Annotated in this window: 12 protein-coding genes; 7 read left to right on the top strand and 5 right to left on the bottom strand. The window is 53.4% G+C overall.

The window, feature by feature from the left end; all coding sequences use genetic code 11:
- Nucleotides 1-35: 35 nt before the first annotated feature.
- The 3 genes from recB to ACI43T_RS02760 all read right to left on the bottom strand — a co-directional run bounded on the left by recB (nt 36) and on the right by ACI43T_RS02760 (nt 5,425).
- Nucleotides 36-3,671, bottom strand: coding sequence for an exodeoxyribonuclease V subunit beta (recB, locus tag ACI43T_RS02770; RefSeq protein WP_405385478.1), 3,636 nt, complete (start codon nt 3,669-3,671; stop codon nt 36-38).
- Between the two features lie 85 nt (nt 3,672-3,756).
- Nucleotides 3,757-4,665 (bottom strand): Dyp-type peroxidase, encoded by a 909-nt coding sequence (locus ACI43T_RS02765; protein WP_405385477.1) that lies wholly within the window; start codon nt 4,663-4,665, stop codon nt 3,757-3,759.
- 115 nt (nt 4,666-4,780) lie between these two features.
- A complete protein-coding gene (locus ACI43T_RS02760) occupies nt 4,781-5,425 on the bottom strand; it encodes a hypothetical protein (RefSeq protein ID WP_405385476.1) in 645 nt (214 codons plus the stop codon).
- 158 nt (nt 5,426-5,583) lie between these two features.
- Here ACI43T_RS02760 and ACI43T_RS02755 point away from each other — a divergent pair, with 158 nt between their 5' ends.
- The 3 genes from ACI43T_RS02755 (at nt 5,584) to recR (ending at nt 8,572) form a co-directional block, all read left to right on the top strand.
- On the top strand, nt 5,584-5,934 hold the full coding sequence (locus ACI43T_RS02755; protein WP_009173493.1) for an arsenate reductase: 351 nt from the start codon (nt 5,584-5,586) through the stop codon (nt 5,932-5,934).
- Between the two features lie 121 nt (nt 5,935-6,055).
- Nucleotides 6,056-7,888, top strand: a complete 1,833-nt coding sequence (locus tag ACI43T_RS02750; RefSeq protein ID WP_405385475.1) for a SurA N-terminal domain-containing protein — start codon at nt 6,056-6,058, stop codon at nt 7,886-7,888.
- 78 nt (nt 7,889-7,966) lie between these two features.
- Nucleotides 7,967-8,572, top strand: coding sequence for a recombination mediator RecR (gene recR / locus ACI43T_RS02745; protein WP_308022226.1), 606 nt, complete (start codon nt 7,967-7,969; stop codon nt 8,570-8,572).
- Between the two features lie 162 nt (nt 8,573-8,734).
- On the opposite strand, the gene ACI43T_RS02740 is transcribed toward recR, so the two are convergent.
- Complete coding sequence (locus ACI43T_RS02740; protein ID WP_009173496.1) at nt 8,735-9,019, bottom strand: hypothetical protein; 285 nt, start codon at nt 9,017-9,019, stop codon at nt 8,735-8,737.
- 209 nt (nt 9,020-9,228) lie between these two features.
- Here ACI43T_RS02740 and ACI43T_RS02735 point away from each other — a divergent pair, with 209 nt between their 5' ends.
- The 4 genes from ACI43T_RS02735 (at nt 9,229) to ACI43T_RS02720 (ending at nt 14,487) form a co-directional block, all read left to right on the top strand.
- Nucleotides 9,229-10,479, top strand: coding sequence for a lipoprotein-releasing ABC transporter permease subunit (locus ACI43T_RS02735; RefSeq protein WP_009173497.1), 1,251 nt, complete (start codon nt 9,229-9,231; stop codon nt 10,477-10,479).
- The gene (gene lolD / locus ACI43T_RS02730; RefSeq protein ID WP_377081023.1) at nt 10,472-11,161 is read left to right on the top strand and encodes a lipoprotein-releasing ABC transporter ATP-binding protein LolD; all 690 of its coding nucleotides are present in this window, start codon (nt 10,472-10,474) and stop codon (nt 11,159-11,161) included. Before ACI43T_RS02735 ends, lolD begins: the two co-directional genes overlap by 8 nt.
- Nucleotides 11,162-11,264: 103 nt before the next feature.
- Nucleotides 11,265-13,013: an exodeoxyribonuclease V subunit alpha gene (gene recD, locus ACI43T_RS02725; RefSeq protein WP_405385474.1), complete on the top strand. Its 1,749-nt coding sequence runs from the start codon at nt 11,265-11,267 to the stop codon at nt 13,011-13,013.
- A 352-nt stretch (nt 13,014-13,365) separates the two neighbouring features.
- Nucleotides 13,366-14,487 (top strand): hypothetical protein, encoded by a 1,122-nt coding sequence (locus ACI43T_RS02720; RefSeq protein ID WP_405385473.1) that lies wholly within the window; start codon nt 13,366-13,368, stop codon nt 14,485-14,487.
- An 83-nt stretch (nt 14,488-14,570) separates the two neighbouring features.
- On the opposite strand, the gene ACI43T_RS02715 is transcribed toward ACI43T_RS02720, so the two are convergent.
- The gene (locus tag ACI43T_RS02715; RefSeq protein ID WP_297956454.1) at nt 14,571-14,972 is read right to left on the bottom strand and encodes an RNA-binding S4 domain-containing protein; all 402 of its coding nucleotides are present in this window, start codon (nt 14,970-14,972) and stop codon (nt 14,571-14,573) included.
- Nucleotides 14,973-15,164 lie beyond the last annotated feature (192 nt).

Genomic DNA, 15,164 nt, shown 5'->3' with positions numbered 1-15,164 from the left:
TGCTTGGAAATGAGCTTTCAGACGGCCCGGATTGTTCACAACCATTCCGTTAAATCCGCGGTGTCTATGTTCCAGCTCCAGACGCCGTTTTTCCCGCCGTCCAGCCCGCGCAGGAAAAGGTAGCGGACGGCGATTCGCGGCAAGGGGCGGCGGCGAAGTGCGTAGTAACGGGCGACGGCGATGGCGTAAATCAAGGCTTGCAGATAGTAGTGGTGGTGCGCCATCGCTTCGTTCATGGCCTGGGGAGTGTAGGCTTCGGCATTGTTGCCGAGGTGGTTGGATTTGTAGTCTATGATGCAGACGAGGCCGTCTGAATCTTGATAAACCATGTCGATGAAGCCGCTGAGGAAGCCTTGTACGTCTTTGAAATCGAGCATTCGGGCGGCTTCGGCGCATTCGGGCGGCAGGCCGCTGTTTGGGCGGGCAAACCATGCGCGCAACCGTTCAAGTCCGAAGTCTTCCATGTAGAGTGTGAAACCCATTTCGGGCAGGCGGTTTTGCGGCGGAATATCGGCAAGCGCATACGCCGCGGTCAGCGGGGCGAGGCGGCAGTGGTCCAGCATGGTATGGACGGCAGGCTGCCATCGGGGTTCGAAGCCGTAGCGGGAGAGGCTTTCCCGCACCGTTTCGGCTTGTTCGGCGGCGGAGAGGGAGAAGTCGAATTTTTCCAGTATTTCATGCAGGCAAATACCGGCATTGGTGCCGCGCGGAAAATGATGGATGTCTTCTGCATCGGTCAGGCCGTCTGAAACAATGTTTTCAGACGGCCTTTCGATATTTTCGGCAGGGTCGAGGGCGGGTTGCAATTCTTCGCGTTCGTCGTCGCGGGTTTTAACGTGGCGGCTGAGGCCGGTAAAACTGGTGTGGCGGACAATGTCGAAACTGCGTTCGGGAATGACGGCGGCGCGGTAGGTTATGCCGCCGCCGCGTCTGCTCTGCGAGGCGGCTTCTGCGGGGGCTTTGTCGGCGAAGGCGAAATCGGTGTTATCGGGAGCGTGAGCGATAAACTGCCGCCAGTTGTCTTCCAGCATCTGCATCAGGGCGGTTTTCCCGCCCTTGCCGCTTTTTCGGTGGAGATAGGCTTTTTGGGTTTCTCCGCGGCTGCTGTCCGCACGGCCTTCGAGCAGGTAGGCGAAAGTGTTGTCGGGAGTGCCGTCGCAACAGGCGGCATAGATATTGAGCTGCTCTTCCGCGCGGGTGAGGGCGACGTAAAGCAGGCGCAGGCGTTCGGAAGTTTCTTCGTCGGCAAGACGGGCTTGGTCTGCATCGTCAAGCTGGTGCCCGGCCAGAAGTTCGGCTGCGCCGCCGCTGCGGTGGAGTATCTGCCAGTCGCCGGATTTGAGAGGTTGCGCATCCCAAACGAAGGGGCAGTATACGAGCGGATACTGCAAACCTTTGGAAGCGTGCATGGTTACGATTTTAACCAGTGCTTCGTCGCTTTCCAGCCGTATCAGGTCGTTTTCGCCGGAAGTTTTTTTGTCGCCGGAGGCGAGACTGATTTGTTCCAGCAGCCATTGGTACAGCGACGACGGATTGCGGTTGTGCGCATCTTCTTCGGCGAGCAGTTCGAGAATCTGGTGGTAGTTGGTGAGGCTGCGTTCGCCGTCTTGCGACAGAAGGCGGGCTTCAATGCCGTGTCGGGCGGAAAAATGCTGCATGGCGGCGTAGATACCCTGCTGTTTCCATTGTTCGTGGGCGGTTTGTGCGGAATCCATCCAGTCGAGCAGTCGGGCTTCGTTGCGGTTGAGCGCATGCAGTTCGTCGGCGGTATAGCGGAACAACACGCCGGCCAGGGCAAAACGCAGCGGCTCGGTACGGCGCGGGTCGAGCCAGAATTCGAGCAGGGAGGCGGTTGCACGGGCTTCGGCTGAGGCGAACACGGATGTGCGGTGCAGCAGCACGCTTTGGATGCCGCGGTTTTTCAGTGTGCGGGCAATCATGCTGCCTTCGTTGTGCGTGCGAACCAATACGGCGATGTCGCCCGATTGCAGCGGCCGGTCTTTAAAGTTCAGACGGCCTTCCTCCGCATCGTTGAGCGCGGCGGCGATTTCGTCGGCGCAGTATTCGGCAGCGCGTTTGCGCAGGATGTCTTTGTTGGGCGGTTCGGTATCGGCACCGTGCAGCCAGCGCACCTGAACGGCCGGCCGTGCGGGGGTGAGCCTGCTTGTTTCCCGCGCAGCGCCGACGTCGGCATAGTCGATGCGTTCCAAGACAAACGGGCGGTTTTTGCGGCGGAACAGTATGCCGATACTGTCGACCAGCTTGGCGTGGCTGCGGTAGTTGGTGGCGAGGGTGTAATGGTGCCGCGCGTCTTCGGCGGCTTGGAGGTAGGCATAGATGTCGGCGCCGCGGAAGCTGTAAATCGCCTGTTTGGGGTCGCCGACGAGGAACAGCGGGTTGCCTTGCGCGATAAAGATTTTCTGGAAGATTTCGTATTGCAGCGGGTCGGTGTCTTGAAATTCGTCAATCAGGGCGACGCGCCAGTTTCGGGCGACGGTTTGCGCCAGCGTTTCGGCGTGCGGATTGTCGGTCAGGGCGTGATGTACGTCCAGCAGCAAATCGTCGAAACCGCGTTCGCGGCGGGCTTTTTTTTGTTCGGACAGCGCGTCGGCAAGATAGTCGAGCAGCTCGAGGCAGAGCAGGGTAAGGGTATTTTGTTCGGCTTCGGCGGCGGAATTTAAATCGCGGCCGAAATTTGCCAGTTCCTGCAAAGCGGCGAAGGCGGCAGCGTCGGGCGATTGTCCTTTTTTGAGGCCGTTTTCCAATGCTTCGGCTGAGAACATCGGCAGCTTTTCATGGGTTGTTTTGCTCAGTTTGGGCAACGATTCGTATCCGGCGGCGGCGTTGAGTTCGGCAAAGACGCTGGTAAACGTATTTCCGCGGTATGAACTGCCGTTCAATGCGGGATGGATGCGCCAGAAAGCCGCTTCCAGTTCGGGCAGCTTGCTACGGATGCTTTCCCAAGCGGCTTGTGCAGACTGTTGCGCGGCTTCCAATGTGTTTTCAGGCCGTCTGAAAACCAGATAGGGGCGGCCGGTAAACTTTTGGATTTGCGCCAGCATGGTTTGGGGCGTATAGCGGCGGTTGAAAACCAGTTTGGAAAGGACGGGGTTGCCGCTGATGCGTTCGCGCCAGAAATCTTGGGCCGGAACCAGCAGGCGGTCGCGGTTGTCTTCGGTCAGTTCCACATCGAGCGGCGCACTGCACAGAAACGCATAATCGCGCAGTATCCGCTGGCAGAAGCCGTGTATCGTGTAGATGGCGGCGTTGTCGAACTGGCCGATGGCGGCCTTCAGGCGTACAATCAGCCGGCTGCGGCTTTCCTGCCGTAAAGCCCGCCGCAGCAGCGCGGGCAGAAACGCGTCGTCCGGATGGTGTGCCGCACAATAAGCGTCGAGGCCGTCTGAACCGTTTTCCGCATCCGAAATATTTTCCAAAACCTGCAACACTTCGTCCAAACGGGCGCGCAGGCGGGTTTTCAGTTCGGCGGTGGCGGCCTTGGTAAAGGTAACCGCCAGCACGCTTTCCACCGGCAGCCGTTCAAGCACCACCAACCGCGTAAACAGCGCAGCGATGCCGTAGGTTTTGCCGGTGCCTGCGGAGGCTTCGATAAGGTTGGTACCTTCAATCGGAATGTTCAGCGGGTCGAATGTTTGGGCTTTTTCGGACATAAGATTCTGACTGGAAGCGAAAACGGTTGCTGAGGCCGTCTGAAAAATCCAGATGCGCTTTTTCAGACGGCCTCCGGGCCATTGGTTACAGGTTCTCCAGACGCTCTACCGACGGCGCGTAGTAATAGGCTCCCGATACGGCGGCGGACAGGTTCCTCAGCAGCAAATCGGTTTTACCGTCGGTTTCGCCGAACATACTGACCAACTGCGCTTCGATATTGTGCAAGGTGTGGCAGTAGGCGGTAAACATCAGGCCGTGTTCGCCGCTGACCGTGCCGAACGGCAGGCTGCGGCGGACAATTTTCAGGCCGACGCCGTTTTCCTTCAGATTGACGCGTCCGAGATGAGAGTCGGGCAGCCGCACTTCCTTACTGAATTCCTCGTTGCTTTCCTTGCTGCGGCCGATAGACGCCTCCTGTTCGGCAACGGGCACGGCGTCCCATTTTTTCAGGTCATGGCGGTATTTTTGCAGCAGGACGTAGCTGCCGCCCGCATCGGGCCTGCCTTCGGGAATAATGGCGACATCGCGGACTTTATCGTCGCCCTGCGGATTTTCCGTACCGTCGACGAAACCGTCCAAGCCGCGTTCTTGCAGCAGACGGAAACCGTGGACTTCGCCGGCGATACGGATGCTGCCGCCGAATGCGGCCAAAACGGATTGCGACAAGGCAAACGCGGTGTCTTGGTGCATGGACTGGATATGGACGTAAATATCGTGCTGCGTGGCCGGAGCCAGACCGCCGCCCAACGGGCGGAAGGGTTTGATTTCGCTGCCTTCTCCGCTATGGCCGAAAGCCGCCCAGGCGTCGCTGCCGAAGGCAACGGTCATGCCGAGCGAGTCTTCCGGATATTTGTCCTGCAAGGCTTTCAGTGCTTTCAGGCTTTCGCGGCAGGCGGTTTTGATGTCGTTTTGCCTGTTTGCAAGAATGTCAGCTTCGATAAAAATGCCCGCTTTGCAGTGGTCGGGAATGATGGCTGTTTGGGGATGATTCATGATTCGGACTCCTTATTGGTTATTTATCGATTATTTTATGTTTTATCACGTATAAACTAAACTGCGGAGGCCGTCTGAAACGGCATCCGCAGCATTTCGGCCGGAAGGCGGCAGGTCAGTTCAGCTCGCGCATGTCCTTCCATCCCTTGTTGGTCTTAACCAATACGGCGGTCTGTTCGGCGGCCTTGTTGTCAAACGGCATATTACCGCCGCCCGCCCGAATCAGTTTTTCCGCCCATTTTTCCGGTTCCATGCGCGCTTTGTAGGAAACACGGGCAACGGTCATGCCGTTGGAGGAAGCGGGTTCGGTGTACCAGTTGATTTTTTCCACTTTCTGAAGGCCGATGCAGAAACGCGGTTCGGCTTCTCCGCCGCGCACCTGTTCCGTGCCTTTCCGGGTCAGTTTGTATACGGACAGCCTGATTTTCTCCCCGCCGCCGGTTTTGGTCAGCGTTTCAGATTCGGCCTCGTCGTAAAAACCTTCGTCTTCAAGCAGCTCCATCTGTTTCAGTGCGGTTTTGTTGATGCGGTTACCTTTGCTGTCTTTTTCGGCGATTTTCACGGTAGTGCTGCCCAAGGCCACGGGAGTGAACGATTCCACGCCCCAAGGGTCTTGGACGTTCAGCAGCAGGGGCAGGCAGACGCCTTCTTTTTTGGCGTAATTGTTGATGGTTTTTTCAAACAGGGCGTTGCTCGGGCTGTCTCCCGAACAGGCGGCAAGCATCAGGGCGGCAACGGCGGCTGCGGTTTTCTTCATCATTAAACTCCGTAAAAATGCGGGTTGGAAAACGCCTCCATTCTAGAAGTTTATTGCCGAAAAAGAAACCGCAAACCGGCATTTTTCTCGACAGACGGGACAAATCGCTCCGTTGCTCGGTAGAATATGCCGGTTTTCACTGCAAGCGACAAGGATAGGAAATGACGGTTATTTACGGTATCGCCAACTGCGACACGGTTAAGAAAGCCCGCGCCTGGCTGGCGGCCAACGGCCTAGCGTATGAGTTTGTCGACTTCAAAAAGCAGCCGCCTTCCGTCGGATTGATAGAATCATGGCTGACGCAGATTCCTTTGGATGCGCTGCTCAACAAACGCGGTACGACATGGCGCAAACTGACGCCGCAACAGCAGGCGGAAGCAGCCGACCCGCAGGGGGCCGTCAAACTGATGGCGGAGCAGCCCAGTATCATCAAACGACCCGTATTGGATAAGGACGGCGGCTTTCACGTCGGCTTTTCCGAAGAATCCTACCGGACACTGTTCGGCCGCTAGCCGTTCCGCGGCAAGCCCTTCAGACGGCCCGACGGTTTGCGGAGGCCGTCTGAAAGGTGCATGTCGGGTGAAAACACGCTAAAATGCGCCTTTGCCATTAATCACCGTCTGAATTGAAAACATGTTCCATACTGTAGAAAAATACAAAGGCCCCGCCCAAATCCTGTTGGGATTGATTGCACTGACTTTCGTCGGTTTCGGTGTCAGTACTGTTGCCAATCCTGATTCGGACTATATCGTCAAAGTCGGCAATCAGAAAATCAGCGACCACGACCTGAACTTGGCCATGCAAAATATACAGGCCTCAGGCGGCGAACAGCCGCGCGACGCCGTGTTCCAATCGTTGTTGCAGCGCGCGTATCTGACCCAAGGTGCGAAACAGATGGGCATCGCCGTATCGCAAGAACAGATTAAGCAAATTATCGTGGACGATCCGAGTTTCCACGATGCAAACGGCAAGTTCAGCCAGGCGCTGCTGACCCAGTATCTCAATCAGCGCCGTATGAGCGAAGACCAGTTTGTTGAAGAAATCCGCGACCAGTTTTTGTTCCAAAATCTGCAAAACCTGGTACAGAACGGCACCATCGTCAGTGATGCGCAGGCTGCGCAGTTGGTCAACATAGCGCAGGCGGCACGCACCGTACGTTCGGTAACGTTCAATCCGGAAGCCTTTGCCGGACAGATTAAAGTCGACGATGCGATATTGCAGCGCTACTATGATGCCAACAAAAAAGACTACATTATCCCGCAGGCCGTGAAAATCGAGCTGGTGGCGCTGACCACGCAGGCATTGGCCGACAAACAGACCGTCAGCGACGCGGAGTTGCGTCAGGCGTTCAACAAACTGCCGCCGCGCCGCGAAATCGCACACATCCTGTTCCCCGTGGCGCAGGACGCCAGTGCGGAAGAACGTGCGGCGGCGAAAGCGGAAGCCGAAAAAGTGCTGGCGATGGTAAAAGCGAAGCCTTCCGACTTCCCCGCATTGGCCAAACAATATTCCAAAGACCCCGCCTCGTCGTCCAACGGCGGCAATTTGGGCTTTATGCCGAAAGACGGTGGCTTGGGTGCGGAATTTGAAAACGCCGCATTCTCGATGCAGAAAGGCGAAATCAGCAACGTGGTTCAGACGGCCTACGGTTACCACATCATCAAAATTCTGAATATTCAGGACAAACCCGTATTCGAGCAGGAAAAAGCCGAATTGGAAAAAGAGTTGAAACTGAAAAAAGCCGCCGCCGGATTCAATGCCGCCAAAGAGAAACTGGGCGAAGCCGCTTTCAACAATCCCAACAGTTTGGCAGAGGCCGCCAAAGCGTTGGGACTGGAAGTCAAATTGTCCGACGAGTGGCTGACCAAGGCCAACGGTGCGGCGGCAGGTATGCCGCAGGAACTGATTAATGCAGTGTTCAGCGATGATGTTTTGAAGAAAAAACACAATTCCGAACCCATTACCATCAACGACAACACCGTATGGGTCGTCCGCGTCAAAGAAGTGCGTGAAGAGAGAACCGCGCCGTTTGCCGAAGTAAAAGACGATGTGCGTGCCGCCTATCTTCGTTCGGAAGCAGTCAAGCTGGCCGAGAAAAAGGCCCGGGCCGCATTGGCCGATTTGCAGGCGGGTAAGAAAACCGAACTGCAATGGTCGCCCGTAACCAAACTGACGGCGGAACAGGCGCGTCAGTCCATGCCGCCCGAAGCTTACAGCGAGCTGGCCAAAGCCCGCCCGTCCAAAGACAAACCCGCCTACGTGATGTTGCAGGGGCTGCCCGCGCCGGTGATTGTGGAAGTGCAGGCCGTTACACCGCCGGAAAACGTCGCCCAGCAGATACCCGCCGCCAAACAGCTTCTGATGCAGCAACAGGTAAACAGTACGTTCAACAACCTGTTACGTTATCTGAGTAAAAACATTGGTCGGAAAGAAGGGGGGCAGAAAATCAACGCCGCTTCCGAGTAAACGCTGCAACGGCCGGAAATACCGGCCGTTTTGTTTCGCTTTTGAAATCCCGTTTGACCACAGATGCCGTCTGAAACCATGAACAAGAAACCCGATGCCTTTACCCGCCTGATTAATGCGTTGAAAGTCCTGCCCAATGTCGGTCCCAAATCCGCACAGCGCATGGCGCACCAGCTTTTGCAGCATAAGCGCGAAGAGGCGCAGGAATTGGTCGACGCCTTGCAGAATGCCCTGAGATTGGTGCACCACTGCAAACTGTGCAACACCTTTTGCGAGGAGGAGTTGTGCGGAATTTGCAGCGATCCCGACCGTAATCCGCACCGGCTGATGATAGTGCACATGCCCGCCGACGTATCCAATATGGAAGCGGCAAATTGCCACGACGGCCTGTATTTTGTGCTGATGGGGCAAATCAGCCCTGCTCAAGGAATGGATTTATCCGCCGTCGCGCTCGACAAACTGATCGAACGGCTGCAAAACAGCGAAACCGAGGAAATCATCATCGCCACCAATTTCACCGCAGAAGGGGATGCCACGGCCTATGTGTTGGCGGAGCTGTTTAAAAACCTGCCGTACAAAGTCAGCCGTCTCGCACGGGGGATTCCTTTGGGCGGCGAACTGGAATATGTGGATGCAGGGACATTGGCGCAGGCCGTATACGAGCGGCGTTCGATAAAGGAATAACCCGAAAGCCGCAGGTGCAGGTTTCAGACGGCCTGCGGGTTTGTAGAGCCAATCGGAATCACAGGTGCTTTTTTACCGCAAGCGGAGGAGGTCAACAAAAAGACATGGCAAAAGGCCGTCTGAAAATTTTTCAGACGGCCTCTAATTTGGCTGACGGGCTGACTATTTGCAGCTTACGCCCTGAATCTGCGGCGTATCGCCCGCACCCACCTTGAAGGTACACTTGGTAGCGCTGCTGCCCGATACGGTAACGGTACCGCCGGCGGCATTCAGGCTGACAGGCTCTTTCACGCCCATGCCTGTGGCAGTGGCGGCCAGTTTCTGCACGTCGGCTTCACTGTATGGTGTGTTGTTTGATGCGATTTTAATTTCCTTGGCTGCATACGCATTAACGCTGAAAGCCAAGCCGGCAGCGGCGGTTAACGCCAAGAATTTATTAAATTTCATTGAGTTTTCCTTTTTGACAGACGCAGACTTGCGCCCTTGGAATCAAGAATAAGGGCGGTTTGCGGTTTTGGCAAGTTTTTCGGCCTGATTTACTGCGTTTTTCGCCGTTTAACAGTCTTCCCGCCCAACCGGTATGCTTTCAGACGGCCTGTCGGTTTTACGGTACAATACGCGTTTTATTTTTCATTCATAAGGCAGCTTTGATAAAAATGGCTTCTTTGGAAACTTGGATCGGCCTGCGTTATCTGCGGGCGAAAAAGCGCAACGGTTTCATGTCGTTTATCACCATGGTGTCGATAGCCGGCATCGCATTGGGCGTGATGGCGCTGATTGTGGTGCTGTCGGTGATGAACGGTTTTCAAAAGGAAATCCGCGGCCAGCTTTTGAATGTGGCGCCTCATGCGGAAATCGGTTATTACGACAATGGCGGCGGCGAAAACTGGCAGAATCTGCGGCAATTCGTGAAGGGGAAAAAAGAAGTATTGGCCAGTGCGCCTTATGTTTCGGATCAGGCATTGTTGGCGAACGCCGGCGAAGTGCGCGGCGTGCAGATACGCGGTATTTTGCCGGACGAAGAAAAAAACGTGGTGGATTACGGCGACAATATGCCTTCGGGCAGCTTCAATGATTTGAAACCGGGCGGGTTTGACATCATCCTTGGTGAAGGGTTGGCCGAGGCGCTGGGCACGGAGAAGGGCGGCAAAGTTACCGTCATCACGCCGGAAGGTAATGTAACGCCTGCCGGCGTCGTGCCGCGCTTGAAGCAGTTTAACGTAGTCGGTATTGTAAAAACGGGGGTGTATGAAGTGGACAATTCGCTGGCACTGACACATATTAAAGATGCGCAGGTGTTATACCGCCTTGGTGAAAATGTCGGCGGGCTGCGCCTGAAACTGGCCCATCCCCAAAATGCGCCCGACTTTATCGCCAACCTGATTCCGGCGGGACAGCAGGACAAAGTATGGGTGCGCGACTGGACGTTTAACAACCGCAGTTATTTTGAGGCGGTCGAGCTGGAAAAACGTATGATGTTCATTATCCTGACGTTGATTATCGCAGTAGCGGCGTTTAATCTTGTTTCGTCGTTGGTCATGGCGGTTACGGAGAAGCAGGCCGATATAGCGATTTTGCGTACATTGGGCCTGGCTCCGGGCGGCGTGATGAAGATTTTTATGGTACAGGGCGCGTTTGCGGGATTCTTCGGTACATTGACCGGCGTGGTTTTCGGCGTCGCACTGGGGATGAGCGTCGGTCAAATCGTGAAATTTTTTGAGGAATTGTTCGGCGTGCACCTGATTAATTCCCAAATATATTTCATCGACTACCTGCCCAGCGATGTCAATGCGCGCGATGTGGCGGTAATTGCACTCATATCGCTGACATTGTCGTTTATCGCCACGCTCTATCCGAGCTGGCGTGCGGCGAAAACCCAACCTGCGGAGGCTCTGCGCTATGAATAATGTCATTTTGAAGTGTGAAAAAGTCGTTAAGAAATATGACGACGGTGCTTTGAGCGTGCAGGTTTTGAACGGCCTTGATTTGGAAGTTTCGCAAGGGCAGAGCGTCAGTATCATCGGTTCGTCCGGCAGCGGCAAATCGACGCTGCTGCATATCCTCGGCGGATTGGATAGGCCGTCTGAAGGGCGCATTGTCTTGATGGGCAGTGATTTGGGGCAGTTGAATCAAAAACAGTTGGGACATTTGCGCAACCAGTATCTGGGTTTTGTTTACCAGTTCCATCATCTGCTACCCGAATTTTCGGCTTTGGAAAATGTGATGATGCCGCTGCTTATCGGCAAAAAACCAAAGGCAGAGGCGGAAGCCCAGGCTGTGGCGATGCTGGAAAAAGTCGGTTTGGCGCAACGTGTCCTGCACCGTCCGAGCGAGCTTTCCGGCGGCGAACGGCAGCGTGCGGCAATCGCCCGAGCTTTGGTAACCCGCCCGAAATGCCTGCTGGCAGACGAACCGACCGGCAATCTCGACCGAAAAAACGCACAAAACGTGCTGGATATGATGTTGGATTTGAAAAACGAACTGAATACCAGCCTGATTGTGGTCACGCATGATGACGAACTGGCCGTCAGGTTTGAGCGGGTGCTGACGATGAAAGACGGGCATCTGCACGATAAAACGCAAGCGTAAAATAATGAAATAAACATTGTTTTAGGGACAAACGCCGGAGGCCGTCTGAAAGCATAGGGAATCGGATAATGCTTTTCAGACGGCCTTTTTACAGGATTAAATTATGAACAATTCAGTTGAAAAGAATGATTTGAACCAGTCTGCCGCGCAGTCGGCTTTGGATTTCCTGCAACGCTTCGCTTCTGCGGAAGCGGGAATAGCCGAGCCGTATGTCTTGCGCCTGTTTGCCGCGTTGCAGGACGGGCATTCCTATATCCGGTTGACGGATGATGAAGCGGAGCAGTTGGTGTCAGCGGAAAATATCGTCGGCAGGCAGGGCGGTATGCCTTTGGTTATGCAAGGCAGACGGTTGTTTCTGGGGCGGATGTGGCAGCTAGAACGGGATTTGGCCGCAGAAATCTGCCGTCTTGCCCATCCCTCTGCGGAAAAAGTAGATTGGATGCAGGCCGCGCAAAACCTGCACGGTTGGTTCGCAGACAAAGGCAGTGAAGGCCAACGGGACGCGGCAGCATTGGCATTACTGCAATCGTTTATGTTGATTACCGGCGGTCCGGGGACGGGTAAAACAACCACGGTTGCCAAACTTTTGGGACTGATATGCAGCAACAGCCGACAGCTTCCCCGCATTGCATTGGCCGCGCCGACCGGAAAAGCCGCCGCACATATGGCTCGTGCGCTGCACCGCGCATTAGACGGCTTCAGCCTGCCGGAGAAAATCTACAGTCATTTAGTACGGCTTGAAGGGCAGACGGTGCACCGCTTGCTGGAGCTGCGTCCTCCGCAAATGCAATCCGCCTACAACAGATGGCGGCCGCTGCCTTATGATGTTTTGGTGGTAGACGAAGCATCGATGCTGGATACCTCATTGCTGTTGCAGTTACTGCGCGCCGTTCCCGACGGTTGTCGTGTGATTTTTTTGGGCGACGAACACCAACTTCCGTCGGTCGGTGCCGGAGCAGTTTTGGCAGCTTTGTCCCAAGATACCGTTTTATCGTCTGAAACAGCCGGTAAATTGGCAGAATATCTGCCGGAACATGGCTTTTTAGTGGATGACGAGAAAGCGGTTCCGTTGTCGCAAAACTCCGCACGACTTACAGTCAGCCACCGTTTCGGTGCGGACAGCGGCATCGGCTGCCTTGCACGGGCGGTCATTGCAAAAGATGCAGAATCGGCTTGGGCACAGTTCGGCAGGTTTCCAGAAGAACTGGAAGTTATGCAGACGGATGTAAAAAAACAAGCGAAGTTGTTGTATCAACGGCATGAAAAATATTGGCAGGCAGTAGATAGCGGCAATGTTGCGCTGGCATACGGCCATGCGGCGGATGTAGCAGTATTGGCGGCATGGCGGAAAGATGCCGAAATATTCAATGAAACCTATTGCCGCCATTTACAACGGTTCGGACGGGCAACAGAAGAAACCCCGTGGTTTGCCGGACAAATTATCATGGTTACGCGCAACGACTACATACAGGACTTATTTAATGGCGACATCGGCCTGGTTATGCCTGATACGGCATCTGCCAACGGGCTTGCTGCCTATTTCCCGGATATGGAGGGTTTCAGAAAAACGGCGGTCAGCCGATTACCTGCACATGAAACCGCCTTCGCTATGACTGTGCACAAAAGCCAAGGTTCTGAATACCGCGAGGTGTGGTTGGTGCCGCCGTCAGTCGCATCGGCATATGATGAAGACAGTCTCTCCGGTTTAAATAATGCGCTGTTGTACACAGGCATCACGCGCGCGCGCAAACGGTTTGTGTTTTTCGGCTCGAAACAGGAAATGACCGCAGCGGTAGAAACTGTCAGAATCCGGCGCACGGCGTTATATGATATGGTTAATAGCTTGTTTTAAATAATTAAATCCTTTTAATTATTGGTTTCCGATTATGTTCTAGTCATGAGGTTCCATGAACAGGGCAATTTGTATGATGGTTGCTGGCTGAAACCTAAATTCAAATATTTTTTAGAGTGTATTTAAATTTCGGACATTTTGTGAAACTCACTTGACTGAATATATTAAACTACATAGGATTATAGACATAATGTTTACATAAATTAATCAGGGGACGAGTTATAAGCGTTTTATTTTTGCAGCCGGATGACATCGATGTCATCCGGCGATAGTTAACGCGGTTTTCGCCGATGGCGGAAGCGGAAAAAGTAATAATGTTGCAGTTTCTATCCTCGATAATCCGGAGATTTTTATGAAAAACCAAAAAAAACTTGCTTGTACACTGGCTGTCCTTGCGGCTTTCCCACTTGCAGCCACGGCAGAAACTGCTGATGGCGGCAAAGACAGCACCTCATTGGCGACTACCAACGATTATGTCAATTCTGGCAGCATTGTCCGTAAAGACGACGATAAAATCAGTATCTTCAATGATTTGCTGACCGTTAACGGTACATTCCGCGTACGTGTGGATAATAAGGACATCAACGCAAACAACAGTACCAGCAATCCGACACCCAAAAATACCAACAGCAATTTTAATGCCGAATTTTGGCTGCGTGCCAAACTGTATAAAGACTGGAAATTGGTCAGCCAGATCGAGCCGAATATAGATTTGGAAACCGGTAAATTCAACGGCGATCATGATGTACCGATGAATAAACTTTATGCGGAAGGGACGGTTTATAACAACATTAAAGCCCGTGTAGGTAAATTCGGCGCATTTTCATCTTACGGCCGTGTTTGGGATACCGAAGTAACTGGTGGCGAATTGTTTTTTGACAATAAAGTACTGCCGACGAAAATTATGGCGGGCCGCCGTACAGGTAACTTGAACGACAATGTTTGGGGCATCGGCGGGCGGCGCAAACATTTTGCTTCCGTGCAAAGCAAATTGCCAATTAACGAAAAAATCAATGTGGGAGCAACGGTCACTTATATGAAAGACCTTGATGTCCGCGGTTCGAAGAAAAATGCGGTTTTCGGGGAAATCGGTACCGACATCAAATTTAACGATGATTGGTATTGGATGGCAGCCGTCAGCAAATCGAATATCAAGGCCTACAACGACGCAGGCCAAAAAATCAAAAATGACGGGATATTTACTGAAGTCCGTTACAAATTGGCCGATTGGAAAGAACGTAATTCTTATGACGTATTTTTGAACTACCGCCGTGTAGGTTCGCTTTCCGGGGTATCTTCGGTTGAGGATTACAGTAAAAACGTACAGGGTGTACAAATTGGCGCAACCTATATACCGTGGAAAAACTGGAAGCTCAAAGGTTTTTATTTGGCAGGCAAACAGGTTACGCCTACTGTGGGAACAGAAAAACAAGACGTCAACGTAATCCGAGGTCAGTTGGAATATAATTTCTAAATGATGCCTCGAATAAAAAACAGGCAGGAAAATCTGCCTGTTTTTTATTTGCAAGTGTTTCAGACGGCCTCATTAAGATTTTGTTACCAACTTTCCCGCTTCATCCGGTCAAGTTGGCGGCGGTCGCGCTTGGTAGGGCGCCCGTCGGGATAGGCAGCACTGACTCGGCTTGCCTGATCCAGCAGCCTTTGTTGTTCGCGCCGTGCCGCTGTGTCCATATCTTCTGCGTAGAGCAAACGGGCTTCGGGGGCCGGACGACGTTGATGGTTGAGGGCGGCGACTTTGATTTTGTAGGGTAATGAATTGAGCGTTAAGTCTATGGTGTCGCCGACCGTGATGTTTTTACTGTTTTTGACTTTCATGCCGTTAACTAAAATCCGCCCCAATTCGATGTGCTTCTGAGCCAGCGCGCGCGTTTTGAAAAAACGTGCCGCCCAAAGCCATTTGTCCAAGCGCATAGTGCCAGTGTCGTGATCGTTTTTCATGATTTGAACGAAGTGATTGAACTGATACCCAGTTTATCATAAGATACGGCGGACAAAATCAGTATTGATACTCTAACGACATAAATATACTTTGATTTTTTAATAAAAATCATATTTTTCCCACCATCAAACTACTGCCAAAACTTCCTGTATGGCGTATGATGGCGGCGGAATTCTATTCAGTGGAAAGAT

The organism is Neisseria oralis (assembly GCF_045062685.1).
Taxonomy (GTDB): domain Bacteria; phylum Pseudomonadota; class Gammaproteobacteria; order Burkholderiales; family Neisseriaceae; genus Neisseria; species Neisseria oralis.
This window is presented reverse-complemented; position numbering and strand designations above follow the sequence as displayed.

Bases quoted from the DNA above. Each gene is read 5' to 3' on its own strand.
- recB (WP_405385478.1), bottom strand. From the start codon at position 3,671: ATGTCCGAAAAAGCCCAAACATTCGACCCGCTGAACATTCCGATTGAA.
- ACI43T_RS02765 (WP_405385477.1), bottom strand. From the start codon at position 4,665: ATGAATCATCCCCAAACAGCCATCATTCCCGACCACTGCAAAGCGGGC.
- ACI43T_RS02760 (WP_405385476.1), bottom strand. From the start codon at position 5,425: ATGATGAAGAAAACCGCAGCCGCCGTTGCCGCCCTGATGCTTGCCGCC.
- ACI43T_RS02755 (WP_009173493.1), top strand. From the start codon at position 5,584: ATGACGGTTATTTACGGTATCGCCAACTGCGACACGGTTAAGAAAGCC.
- ACI43T_RS02750 (WP_405385475.1), top strand. From the start codon at position 6,056: ATGTTCCATACTGTAGAAAAATACAAAGGCCCCGCCCAAATCCTGTTG.
- recR (WP_308022226.1), top strand. From the start codon at position 7,967: ATGAACAAGAAACCCGATGCCTTTACCCGCCTGATTAATGCGTTGAAA.
- ACI43T_RS02740 (WP_009173496.1), bottom strand. From the start codon at position 9,019: ATGAAATTTAATAAATTCTTGGCGTTAACCGCCGCTGCCGGCTTGGCT.
- ACI43T_RS02735 (WP_009173497.1), top strand. From the start codon at position 9,229: ATGGCTTCTTTGGAAACTTGGATCGGCCTGCGTTATCTGCGGGCGAAA.
- lolD (WP_377081023.1), top strand. From the start codon at position 10,472: ATGAATAATGTCATTTTGAAGTGTGAAAAAGTCGTTAAGAAATATGAC.
- recD (WP_405385474.1), top strand. From the start codon at position 11,265: ATGAACAATTCAGTTGAAAAGAATGATTTGAACCAGTCTGCCGCGCAG.
- ACI43T_RS02720 (WP_405385473.1), top strand. From the start codon at position 13,366: ATGAAAAACCAAAAAAAACTTGCTTGTACACTGGCTGTCCTTGCGGCT.
- ACI43T_RS02715 (WP_297956454.1), bottom strand. From the start codon at position 14,972: ATGAAAAACGATCACGACACTGGCACTATGCGCTTGGACAAATGGCTT.